This is a genomic window from Mycobacterium sp. C31M (assembly GCF_053345865.1).
Map to the genome: position 1 here is coordinate 108923 of NZ_JBKFAX010000017.1, position 12031 is coordinate 120953.

Here is a 12031-nt window from a genome sequence, read left to right on the forward strand (position 1 = left end):
CATGGGCCTGCGGGTGCGGGCGGTCCTGGTGGTACTGCTGCTGTTCTCGATCGCCGCCCTGGCCATCCCGCTGGCCTCGGCACTGGCAGACCGGCGCACCGGAACGCTTGCCGCCGAACGCAACCGCCAGCTCACCGAGCTGGCCGATGCCGCCGCCGCACCGGACGCGCCGCTGCAGCAACTGGTCGACCGCTACCACGATGTCTACGGCGAAGCGCTCGTCGTCGTCGACGCCGCCGGGCAGACGCTGGCGCAGCGTGAGCTCGACCCGAACACACCCGAGGTGGGGGCCGCGGCCGCCGGCGCACTCGTTGATGCCCCTGCCACCCAATGGAGTTCGCTGCGACCGTGGGACCACCGACCACTGCTGGCCACCGCCGGCATCCGCCGCGAGGGTGAGCTGTCCGGCGCCGTGATCCTCGCGGTCGATGTGTCGGCCGCGACCCGCGATATCGCTGTCGGATGGCTGTGGCTGACAGTCGGCGGGCTGGCCATTCTGGCCTCGGCCGTGGTGGTGGCCCGCGCGTTGACCCGCTGGGTGCTACGCCCGGTGACCGGCCTGGAACGGGCGGTGGCGGAGATGGCCGAGGGGGTCACCGGGATGGAACCCGCGGACGTCACCGGACCACCCGAGCTGCGGCATTTCACCACAGCGTTCAATGCGATGTCCCAGGTGGTGCGGGAATCGTTGGACCGGCAGCGCCGACTGGTCGCCGATGCGTCCCACCAGCTGCGCAATCCGCTGGCCGCCGTCCGACTACGCACGGACACCCTGGAGGACTATGTGGCACCCGAAGGCCGCGCCACCTACGACTCGCTGACCGCCCAGTTGGACCGCTTCGAGAACCTGCTGCAGCAACTGATGCGGCTGGCCCGCGCCGAGCAGATCAGCGGCAGCCGTCAGGTCGGACTGAGCAGCACCGCCGAGGACTGCACCGATATCGAGGACGTGATCGCCGAACGCCGTACGTTCTGGGAACCGGTGGCGGAACGCAGTCACCAGCGGCTGCAGCACCCGCCCGGTGCGGCGGGGCTGCTGGTGCAGGTCGCTCGGCACGAACTCGAGCAACTGCTCGACGTCGCGGTCGACAACGCCCTGCGCTATGCGGGCGCCGATACCACCGTGACACTGTCGGCGGTGCAGACCGCCGACGAGGACAGCGTCGACCTGATCGTCAGCGACGACGGCTACGGTCTGCCCGAGCAGGACCACGACCGGGCGGTGAACAGGTTCTGGCGCGGTCATGACGACACCGACGGCACCGGACTCGGCCTGGCGATCGCTGCGGAGATCGCCGCCGGCCACGGCGGCGCGCTATCGGTGGAGTCGGCGCCCGAGGGTGGTCTGCTGGTGCGCTTCCGACTCCCCCGGGCCGGGCCGGGCACATGCTGAACCGCCGAGCGTTCCTCCTGGTCGCCGCGGCCTCGATGACGGCATGCTCGCCGGCGGGCCGACCGAGCGGTCAGCTGCGGCTGGCCGCCGGCGACCCGGGCGGGATGTATCTGGCGTTCGCCGAGTTGCTGGCCGACCGTGTCCGGGAACGCTTCTCGGAGATCTCGGTGGAGGTGGTACCGACCGAGGGCAGCATCGAGAACCTGGAGCTGCTGCGGGACGGCACCGTCGACATCGGGCTGGCACTGGCCGATGTCGCCGAGCGGGACCGGGCCACCGGATCGATCGGCGAGGCGCCGCTGGCGGCGGCTCGGGTGTACGAGAACTATCTGCAGGTCATCGTGCGTGATTCCGCTGCGGTACAGCAGATCTCAGATCTACGCGGCCGGCCGGTGTCACTCGGTGCGGCCCGGTCCGGCGGTGCGGCAACGGGTGCGGTGCTGCTGGCGGCGGCCGGTCTGGCCGGCGAGGTGGACACCCAGTGGCTGCGGCTGCGTGACGCGCTCGACCGGCTGGCCGACGGCGGTATCGAGACGTTGGTGTGGTCGGGTGGTGTGCCCACCCCGGCCATCGCGGAACTGGACGCGCAACTACCGCTGCGCATCGTCGACACCGGCGCCTCGGCGGAGCCGATGAGCATGATCGCTGGTTATCCGTATGCCGTGCGGCAGGTTCCGGCGGGTGGTTATGTGCCGCCGGGCATCCGGTCGATCGGTGTACCCAACCTGCTGTTGTGCCACCCGCGTGTCGCGGCCGATCTGATCGGCGCGCTGGCGCAGACCGTTGCGCTCGACGCCCCGCGACTCGTGCCGCCGTATGTGCGTGGCCTGCAGTACCTGGACACCCCGTCGATGATCCAGACCGGTGCCGTACCCCTGCATCCCGGGGCCGTGCGTGCCTATCGCGAGTTACACGGCTGAGCGGGGCCGAACACGAGAATGCCGCTGCAGGATGTCTCCTGCAGCGGCATGCCCCTCGTCGAGATTACTTGTCGGCTCCCGAAGACGCTGACGCCGAGGCGGACTCGCTGCTGCGCGCGGCGGGTCGCTGGCCGGCCTCACGGGCGGCCTTCAGTCCGGTGCGCGGTCCACGCGGGGTGCGCACGGTCAGCTCGTCGCGGGCGGTGAGGTTCGGGCGCACCGCGTCGTGCTTGTCCGGGTTGGCCGAGAATTCGGCGTCAGCCTTCTTGCCCCCGGCGTCGTCACCCTTGTCCTCGGCAGTGACGTCTTCACCCTTGTCCTCGGCCGGGGTGGTGCCCTCATCCTCCTGCTCGGGGGCTTCCTGAGCCGGGGTCTCGTCGACCGGCGTCTCCTCGACGGGCGTCTCCTCGACCGGAACCTCAGCAGGCGGAACCTCTTCCACGGGAGCCTCGGTCACGGGGACCTCGACGGAGACCTCGGTCGCGGGGACCTCGGCCGGTGCGTCGTCGACCAGGACCGTCACGACCGCGTCCTCGCGGCCACTGGTATCGACGACCTCGTCGACAACGGCGGGTGCGGTGACCTCGGTACCGGTCTCGACCCCGTCGACGGGAGCCTCGGTGTCGGCCGCCGCGGTACGCATCGCGGTGGTCGTGGTCGAGGCCGTCTTGGGCTTGATACCGAAGATGCCGTTGAAGAAGTTCGTGAACATCGAACCGACGGCGGTGAACAGGCCCGAGAAGTTGAACATGCTGGTGAACATGCCCTGGATCGCCTTGAACAACGCGGCAATCGGGTTACCCGAGGACGACCCGTTGCCCGGGTTCGAGCCGGGGCCGGTCCCGGGACCGGTGCCGGGATTGGTCGGCGGCTTGGTCAGGAATTCGATGAGCTCCTTGATGACCTGCCCCACCGGCTTCATGGTGCCGTCCGGCCGGAAGATACCCAGGTTCGCCTCGTCGTTGTCGGCGGGCGCGTTGAGCCAGTCCTTGATGGTGTACAGGAAGATCGGGCCGGCACCCTGCATGGTCTGCCAGAACTCGATGATGTCGCGGACGAACGCGGCCTGGGTGGCCTCGGACACCTTGTTGGTGGGTGCGCCGTACTCGGTGATCCAGATCTTGACCTGCTCCTGACCCTCCTCGAGGAAGGAGTCCATCAGTTCGCGGATCTTGTTCAACTGGTACAGCGGCATGTCCTTGCCCCACGGCAGGCTCTCGCCGACCGAGAACTTCCACTCGAAGTTGTACGGGTGGAAGGACAGTGCGTCGAAATAGCCGTGTGCGCCGGCCGCATACATCCCCTTGACGAAGTCGATCGGGTTCAGGGTCAGGCCCGGCCAGGTCTTGCCGGCGCCGATCACACCACCGATGACGGTGATATCGGTGCCGATCTGCGCGGCGGCCTGCTTGAGCGCGGTGTAGGTCTTCTTCAGCATCTCGGTGTACGAGGCCGGGTCCAGGGTGTTCCAGAACTGGATCGAGTTGGGCTCGTTCCACACCTCGTAGGCCGAGATCTTGTCGCCGTAGCGCAGCGCCACCGACTTGGCGAACGCCGCGAACCGGTCCAGGTTGGCCGGCTCGCCGTTGAGCGGGGTGCTCTGCGACGCCCACATCGGGGTCGAGTTCAACACGCCCAGGATGCCCATCCCACGGGCGGCCGCAGCGTTGACGACCTTGTCGAGCTGGTCCCAGCGCGGGGCGCCGAGTCCGAACGGGGTGTCGGGGTGCAGGGGCTGCACGCCGGCCCACGGGACCATGATCCGGACGTTGGTGACGCCGAGCGATTGCATCAGATCCAGCCGCGCGTTGATCTCCTCCAGGCTGGCCGCCATGTACAGCTCGGAATCGGCGACACCGATGGTCGAAGGAGACTCCTCGATGGTGGCAACCTGCGCCACCTCGTAGGACCGTTGCTTGCTCGTTGGCAAGACGAAGTAACTAGAAGTTGCCGCAAAAAGTGATGCAGCAATCAAACTGATCACTCCCCGGATGGCAACCCTCCGGACAGGCTTGGGCATCTTGTCCCACATGGCGACTCCTGTTCTCTAGCGCGGTAGTTCGGCGTTGCCTACGCACTGTGCATGAAATTAACGCACCTGACAGCAAATTGCCAAATTTGTTTGAAAGCGCCATTTACGTGCCGATTTACGATCCACGTTAACCATTTCTAGCAAACTCGTGTCTGGGACTGCAGAATTCAAATTCGCCACCAGTGGCGTCGAGATGGCAAAGAAATCCCGTTTCAAGATCGAGCTCGAGGTGTGATCTTGTTGTGACCTGGGCCACAAAGGTTTGCCCACGTCCGTTAGGTTTTCGTGACGATCGCGAGATTCGATCGCTATCCGCTCGGCGTGTCAGCGAATATTTACGACAACGTCAGCTAACATGCCCACCTGTCCACCGATCGGTGGACATGTCCCCTACTCACAGTTTTGGACAAGGTTTGCCCGGCGCCGCCGCGGATCCACCGATTCGGCCCTCAAGATCGCTGTCGGCGGGAGTACGCTCCCTGGGTGGCCGCGACCGTGCCCGGCGGCTGCCTCCCCGACCTCCCGGAGGGCAGCCGGCACTATGAAGACGCCGCCAGTCGGCGGCTGGCAACCCTGACCATCAGCACCCGGATCGCGGCGGTGATCGTTGCCGTGTACGGCGTCGCCGAGCTCATCCTGGTACCGGAAGTACCGCATATCGGGCTGGTCAACGTGGTCAGCGCGGTCAGTTTCGTCGCCGTCCCGTTGCTCTATCGGTTCGGCCCCCTGGTCGCCTCGACGGTGTTCGTCGTCGTCGCCTACGGCAGCACCGCGTACCTGTGCAGCCAACTCGGCACCGACACCGGACTGCAGTTCTACTTCTTCGTCGGCGCGGCGCTCATCATCCTTGTCGTCGGCGCCGATCACCTCGTCATCGCATCCGTGCTCGCCGCCTCCGGGGCGATCCTTGCGATTGCACTGGAGTGGCTGGTGCCGCCCAACACCGGCATGTTCTCCGATGCCGCGATGCGCGCCAACTTCTGCGTCACGGTCGCCACAGCAAGCCTCATGGTGATCGTCGTGGTCGCCTCGGCGATGCGCCGGATCGACTGCGCCGAAAGTGCGCTGCAGGCCGAATTCGACAAATCCGAGGCACTGCTGGCCAATATCCTTCCGGGCAGCATCGCCAACCGCCTCAAGGACCGCCGGGACTCGATGATCGCCGACGGTTTCGACGATGCGTCGATCCTGTTCGCCGATATCGCCGGCTACACCAAACGCGCCAGCGATACCGACCCCACAGATCTGGTGCTGTTCCTCAATCGGCTCTACACCGATTTCGACAGCCTGGTCGACCGGCACGGGCTGGAGAAGATCAAGACCAGCGGTGACTCCTACATGGTGGTCAGCGGTGTGCCCAATCCCCGTGCGGACCACCTGGAGTCGTTGGCCTGCCTGGCACTGGACATGGCGCACGCGGTGAGCGGGCTGCGCGACCAGCAGGGCCGCGAGGTGCCGCTGCGCATCGGCATCGCCGCCGGGCCGGTGGTCGCCGGGGTGGTCGGGTCGCGCAAGTTCTTCTACGACGTCTGGGGCGATGCCGTCAACGTGGCGTCACGAATGGAGAGCACCGACGAGGAGGGCCGCATTCAGGTGCCCCAGGACGTCTATGAGCGCATCAACGCCAGTTATCTGTTCGAGGAGCGCGGCGAGGTCGCCGTCAAGGGCAAGGGGCTGATGCACACCTGGTATCTGGTGGGCCGCCGCAGTACCGACGGCCCATCCGCGCTCGCCGGGCCCACTACACCTTGTGGTTCTCCGATCTGATGAGCCAGGCCAGCTTCTCCAGACCGTCGATGAGCTGGTGCAGGACATCGGCGGTGCTCGGATCCTCGGCGTCGACGCCGTCGTGCACACCGCGCAGCGTCTCGACGGTCGCGTAGATGCGGGTGCTGATCAGATCCACCACCTCGGCGGTGCTGTGCTCGAAGGCCGGGAAGGCCGGCAGCGTCGTGGTGGCGGCCACCGTGTCGGAGCGGCCATCGGCCACCGCGTAGAGCGCGCGCATACGCTCGGCGATGGTGTCGCTGCCCTCGCGGGCGAAGTCGACCAGCTCATCGAGTTGCAGGTGCAGATCCCGGAAGTTGGTGCCGACGACGTTCCAGTGCGCCTGCTTGCCCTGCAGATGCAGCTCGATCATGTCGACCAGGACCTGTTGCAGGCTGGCCTGCAGTGCGGGGGAAGCCTGGAATCCCTGGATATCGGTATCGGTGCGGCGCTGTGATGTGGTCATGTTCGATTCAACGAGGCATTTTCTGGAATCATTCCAGATTTGAGCCGATTTCTTCGCCGCGCTGCTGGTCCTGCTGGGTGAGGATGCGGGCGTAGCCCGCCCCCATCCCCAGCAGCACCAGACCGGTGACGATGAACACCGCGACCCGAAAGATGCCGTCGAGGGTGCCCAGGTCGAACAGGAACAGCTTGGCCACCGCGGCCGCCACCAGCGCCATGCCACCGCCGATCAACACCGAGCGGTCGGCCCGGCCCAGTCGGGCGGCATACCAGAACAGCGCGGCGGCCAGCGCGATCCAGCAGATCGTCGCCACCATGTGCCCGGCCAGGAATCCGCCACCTGTGCCACCGATGAGCACCCCGGCGGTGACGGTGAAGACGGTGACCGCGTAGGCCGACAGCACCGCCGCGCCGGCGAGCAGGATCCGGCCGGTGTCGGCATCGCTCGCCCGACTCGACGACCAAGCCTGCACGAGCGCGTACAGCACCACCAGCACGCTGCAGACCAGTACCGAAACCGCTTCCGGGACAGCCAGTTCGGTGGCCGTCGTCAGCGTCTCAGGACCCGCGATGTCGAGGTAATACAGGCCGCCGACGGCGCCGAACAGCAGCGCGGCGAGCTGCGCCGTGCCGCTGTGCCGGCCGGCAACCGCGACGACGACGGCCAGTGTCAGCAGCAGCGGTCCGGCGGCGGCCCCGTCGAATCCGACCCCGACGGCGACCAACGCCGCCACCGCGGCGAGCGCCGACCACACCTGGCGGACCGGACCGGCCATCCCCGGAATCCGGTCGCCCAAGAGCACGGCGGCCAGCACGGCCGCCGACAACGCGGCGATCATCAGCGCCGCGATGATGCGGTCCACCGCCACCGACACCGCCAGCAGCGGCAGCGCTCCGGCGGCGGCCAATACCGCGAGCCAGGTCCGGTGTGCGCTGTGCGGCAACAGGATCAACGCCGATCCGATGGCCAGCACCGCGGCCAGCGCCGTCGCACCGGCCAGCCACGGATGCTCGCCGGAGCCGAAGGTCGCGCCGATCAACGCAAGGAACACCGACCCACTGGCCGCGGCTGTGCGCGCCGCGAACATCCACGTCCAGTCCCGTCCCAGTTGGACCGGCAGGGTGGCTGCCGACAGCGCGAGCATGAACGCGATGAGCAGCAGGTCGACATCGCCGACCACCACCGGCGCCAGCACCGTCAGCGGTACCAGCACCAGCAGGCCGAGTTGCTCGGAGTTCCACCGCCGGGCCAGCATGAGCCCGCCGCCGGCGATCGCCGCGGAGACCACCAGACCGACCGCGGGCGCCACCCAGCCGTAGATGGTGGTGATCGCGACGACGTCGATATAAGCGGTGGCGATACCGGTGGCCGCCAAGGCGATGGCACCGACGCGCCCGCCCGGTCGCCGGTTGAGCCAGAAGGCAGCACCCACCAGACCGGCCGCCAGCACGGCGCCGGCCGCCACCCGTACCGGCGGGGCGAGCAGCCCGGCCTGGGCGGCCAGTACGACCAGCAGCACCACACCGATGAGGGTGACCGCGACCCCTGCGGCGGCCAGCGCCTTACCGATCCAGTTCTGCGATCGCTGCCGCGGCGACTGTGCCGGGGCTGGGGCCGCCGGCATCGGGGCTGCCTGCGCGACCGGGCTCGGCTGCGGTTGCGGCGGTGTTTGTGAGTAGCGGTACGCATGCTGGGCGTACTGCGGGTACTGCGCGTAGTACTGCTGGTATTGCGCGTAGGTCCAGGCCGCTGGTTGCGCCGGCGGCGCTGCCGGAGTCACAGGAGCCGCGGGAATCATGGCCGAGGACAATTGTGTCAACTCGGCCGAGGCCCGGGCCAACTGTTGCGACATCGCCACGAACTCGGCGGACAATCGCGTGAGCACCTGCTGCGGTTCGGTCATGGCTGACATCGTCGCGCAACCGGACCCGAAATCGGATGAGTAGGACTACTCCATTACTGGTCGAGTCCGTGTTCGATCGCGTATCGGGTGAGCTCGACCCGGTTGGCGACCTGCAGTTTGCGGAACGTGGCCTGCACATGGTTCTCCACCGTGCGATGGCTCAGCGAGAGCCGCTCGGCGATCTGCTTGGCGGTCAATCCCTTCGCCACATGCCGCAGGATCTCGGTCTCCCGGTCGGTCAGACTCGGCGCCGGCGGTCCGGCGGTGTCGGCGACCGGCTCGGCGGCGATACGCCGGTATTCGCCGAGCACCAGCCCGGCCAATCCGGGGGTGAACACCGCCCGGCCGGCCGCGGTGGCCCGAACCGCTTCGCCCAGTTCGGCTTTCGATGCACTCTTGACCAGGTATCCGGTGGCGCCGGCCTTCACCGCGTCGAGCACGTCGGCCCGTTCGTCGGATGCCGACAACACCAGGATGCGCGAGGCCGGTGATACCGTCAGCACCTCGACGCAGGCCTGCGCGCCGGTCCCGTCGGCCAACCGCATGTCCATCACCACCACATCGGGTCGGACGACCTCGGCCCGGCGGCGCGCACTGGCCACCCCGTCGGCGGTGGCCACCACCTCGAATCCGTCATCGGCCAGATCCCGCGCCACCGCATCCCGCCAGATCGGGTGATCGTCGACCACCATCACCGTCGGCATCAGCGCTGCGGCCCGGTCCGTCGGGGCACACTCAGTTCCCACTCGGTGCCCCCTTCCGGCGGACTGGTCAACACCGCCCGACCGCCCAGCGCGGCCATCCGGCCGCGAATCGACTTGCTCACGCCCACCCGTCCCTCCCCGGCCGCCGTCGCCAGCCTGCCCTCCGGTATGCCAGGCCCGTCATCACGAATGCTGACCACCACCTCATCACCGAGATCCTCCAGCAGGATGTAGGCCCGGGTGTTCGGACCGGCATGTCGGTCCACATTGGTCAGCGCATTGACCACCGCGGCCTCCAGTTCGGCGGCCACCACATCGTCGAGGTGCACCGCCGCGGCGGGCACGCTCACCGACACCCGGTCAGATGCGTGCCGACGCAGCATCGCACCGAGATCACTGGCCGCCACCGCCGCCACGACAGTGTCCTCGGCGCTCAGCAGCCGCCGCAGCGCCCGTTCCTGCTCGCCCGCCGCCTCTGCCAGTTCGGCTGTCGGCCCGCCGATCTCGCGACCACGGCGGGCCACCATCGCAAGCACCTGCATCACCCCGTCGTGCACATGCCGGGACAGTCGTTCCCGCTCGGCCAGCGCTGCGCTGAGCCGGGTCGCCTGCTCGAGTTCGGCGTGTGCGCGCCGCGCGGTTCCGGCCGCCATCCCCACCGCCAGCCCGACGGCGAGCTCGATCAGGATCGTCGGGCTGCGCACCAGGTCGACCGCGATCGCCCCCTTGAGCGCCGCGGCGGTGCCCATCACGACCAGACCCATCACCATTCCGGCGGCCGGGCCGGCCAGGATGGCCGCGGACACCACCGCGTTGGTGGCCCACAGTGTGGTGGGCCAGGACTGGTTGGCCAGCGTCCACTGCTCCGAGGCGACCAGGACGGTAGACGCCATCAACACCACCACAGCGGCGGACTCGGCGATCACCCAGGCGCGACGCCGCCCGAACCCCTGTAGATACGCCAGCCCGCAGGCGACCGTCCACGCCGTCAGCACCGCGAACAGCACCCAGCCGAGCACCGGCCGGTCCAGCTCGTGATTCTTGGACACCTGGAAGTACAGCGCGTAGCCCCAACTGAGCAGCCGGAACACCTGCGCGGCGCGCCACAGCGGGGCCGCCGGGTCGTTCACCACGATATGGGCCTACATCACCTTGGACAGAAAGGCTTTCGTGCGGTCGTGCTGAGGATTGCTCATCACCTCGGTCGGATCACCGCGCTCGACGACGACACCGCCGTCCATGAACACCAGCTCGTCGGCGACCTCGCGGGCGAATCCCATCTCGTGGGTCACCACCACCATCGTCATTCCTTCCGAGGCCAGCTTCTTCATGACCGCCAGCACCTCGCCGACCAGTTCCGGGTCCAGCGCCGAGGTCGGCTCGTCGAAGAGCATCAGCTTGGGACTCATGGCCAGGGCCCGCGCGATCGCCACCCGCTGCTGCTGCCCGCCGGACAATTGGGCCGGGTAGGCGCGGGCCTTGTCGGCCAGCCCGACCTGGCCGAGCAGATCCATCGCGCGCTCGGTGGCCTGCTTCTTGTTCTGGCCCTTCACCTGGGTGGGCGCCTCGATGACATTGCCCAGCGCGGTGCGGTGCGGGAAGAGATTGAAATGCTGGAACACCATGCCGACATCGCGGCGCTGCTTGGCGACATCGCGGGGTTTCATCTCGTGCAGTTTGCCGCCGCGCTCGTGGTAGCCGACCAGTGTGCCGTCGACGTAGAGCCGGCCCGCGCTGACGGTCTCCAGGTGGTTGATACAGCGCAGGAAGGTCGACTTACCGGAACCCGAGGGCCCCACGAGCACCAGCACCTGGCCCTTCTGCACCTCCAGCGTGATGCCCTTGAGCACCTTGAGGGCGCCGAAGTCCTTGCAGACGAGCTCGGCCTTGACCATCGGTTCGGTTGCACCGCCGGAGGGCGAAGATCCAGTCACGCCGTTGTACCAATCTGCGCCTTGGCAAGCGCCTCAAGCTGTTTGGGGCTCAGCTTGCGTGAGGCCCCCCGGGCGAAGTAGCGCTCCAGATAGAACTGGCCGACCATCAGGATGCTGGTGATGATCAGGTACCACGCGGCCGCGACCAACAGCAGCGGCACCGGTTCGAAGATGCGGGCGGCGATCTCACGCGCCGCGATGCTGTAGAGGTCGAAGGCATAGGGTACGGCGGTCACCAGCGAGGTGGTCTTCAGCAGACTGATCAGTTCGTTGCCGGTGGGCGGGATGATGACCCGCATGGCCTGCGGCAGCACCGTGCGACGCATCGCCAGCCCCCAGGACATGCCCAGCGCGGTGGACGCCTCCAACTGACCTTCCGGAACCGACAGGATGCCGGCCCGCACGATCTCGGCCATGTACGCGGCCTCGTTGAGCGCCAATCCGATGACCGCCAGGACGAACGGGAATGCGAAGTTCTGCAGATCGATGTGAAAGAAGGACGGGCCGAACGGCACACCGAGCTGCAGGTTCTTGTAGATGGTGGGAACCAGCCCCCAGATCGCCAGCTGCACGTAGACCGGGGTGCCACGGAAGATCCACAGGAACACCCAGGCCACCGAGCTCAGCACCGGGTTGTCCGACAGTCGCATCACCGTCAGGATCACACCCAGAACCACGCCGATGACCATCGAATAGACGGTCAGCTGCAGGGTGTTGAAGACCCCCAGCAGGATGCGCTCGTGAAAGAAGTACTCGCCGAACGTCGACCACCCGTAGGCCGGGTTGGTGGCCGCGCCCCAGACGAACAGGCCGACCAGGATGATGATGACGGCCGCCGCCGCCCACCGGACGGGGTGACGCAGAGGCACCGCGTCGATGGATTGCGGCGGCGTACCGGCATCAGTCATCGTG

The 12031-nt window shown here is 67.7% G+C and carries 10 protein-coding genes; 3 read left to right on the plus strand and 7 right to left on the minus strand.

Going from position 1 to position 12031, the window contains the following annotated elements:
* Position 1 precedes the first annotated feature (1 nt).
* Together ACLBYA_RS24200 and ACLBYA_RS24205 are read left to right on the plus strand one after the other, a co-directional pair.
* A complete protein-coding gene (locus ACLBYA_RS24200) occupies positions 2–1393 on the plus strand; it encodes a sensor histidine kinase (RefSeq protein ID WP_447711991.1) in 1392 nt (463 codons plus the stop codon).
* Positions 1387–2313, plus strand: coding sequence for a TAXI family TRAP transporter solute-binding subunit (locus ACLBYA_RS24205; RefSeq protein ID WP_447711992.1), 927 nt, complete (start codon positions 1387–1389; stop codon positions 2311–2313). The genes ACLBYA_RS24200 and ACLBYA_RS24205 overlap by 7 nt, the downstream gene beginning before the upstream one ends.
* 64 nt (positions 2314–2377) lie before the next feature.
* On the opposite strand, the gene ACLBYA_RS24210 is transcribed toward ACLBYA_RS24205, so the two are convergent.
* On the minus strand, positions 2378–4243 hold the full coding sequence (locus ACLBYA_RS24210) for a cellulase family glycosylhydrolase (RefSeq protein WP_447711993.1): 1866 nt from the start codon (positions 4241–4243) through the stop codon (positions 2378–2380).
* A gap of 585 nt (positions 4244–4828) precedes the next feature.
* Here ACLBYA_RS24210 and ACLBYA_RS24215 point away from each other — a divergent pair.
* On the plus strand, positions 4829–6112 hold the full coding sequence (locus tag ACLBYA_RS24215) for an adenylate/guanylate cyclase domain-containing protein (RefSeq protein WP_447711994.1): 1284 nt from the start codon (positions 4829–4831) through the stop codon (positions 6110–6112).
* Here the strand turns inward: ACLBYA_RS24215 and ACLBYA_RS24220 are convergent.
* Genes ACLBYA_RS24220 through ACLBYA_RS24245 form a run of 6 tightly spaced genes read right to left on the minus strand, consistent with a single transcriptional unit; the run spans position 6087 to position 12027 of the window.
* Entirely contained in the window at positions 6087–6578 is a 492-nt protein-coding gene (locus ACLBYA_RS24220; RefSeq protein WP_447711995.1) for a Dps family protein, read from the minus strand. The two genes, ACLBYA_RS24215 and ACLBYA_RS24220, sit on opposite strands and share 26 nt — an antisense overlap.
* Positions 6579–6606: 28 nt before the next feature.
* The gene (locus ACLBYA_RS24225; RefSeq protein ID WP_447711996.1) at positions 6607–8481 is read right to left on the minus strand and encodes a DUF2339 domain-containing protein; all 1875 of its coding nucleotides are present in this window, start codon (positions 8479–8481) and stop codon (positions 6607–6609) included.
* Positions 8482–8534: 53 nt separating this feature from the next.
* Positions 8535–9185, minus strand: a complete 651-nt coding sequence (locus tag ACLBYA_RS24230; RefSeq protein ID WP_447712049.1) for a response regulator — start codon at positions 9183–9185, stop codon at positions 8535–8537.
* Positions 9185–10318: a MacS family sensor histidine kinase gene (gene macS, locus ACLBYA_RS24235; protein WP_447711997.1), complete on the minus strand. Its 1134-nt coding sequence runs from the start codon at positions 10316–10318 to the stop codon at positions 9185–9187. The genes ACLBYA_RS24230 and macS overlap by 1 nt, the downstream gene beginning before the upstream one ends.
* A gap of 9 nt (positions 10319–10327) precedes the next feature.
* A complete protein-coding gene (locus ACLBYA_RS24240) occupies positions 10328–11080 on the minus strand; it encodes an amino acid ABC transporter ATP-binding protein (protein ID WP_447712050.1) in 753 nt (250 codons plus the stop codon).
* Positions 11081–11115: 35 nt separating this feature from the next.
* Positions 11116–12027, minus strand: a complete 912-nt coding sequence (locus tag ACLBYA_RS24245) for an amino acid ABC transporter permease (protein ID WP_447711998.1) — start codon at positions 12025–12027, stop codon at positions 11116–11118.
* Between the last annotated feature and the right edge of the window lie 4 nt (positions 12028–12031).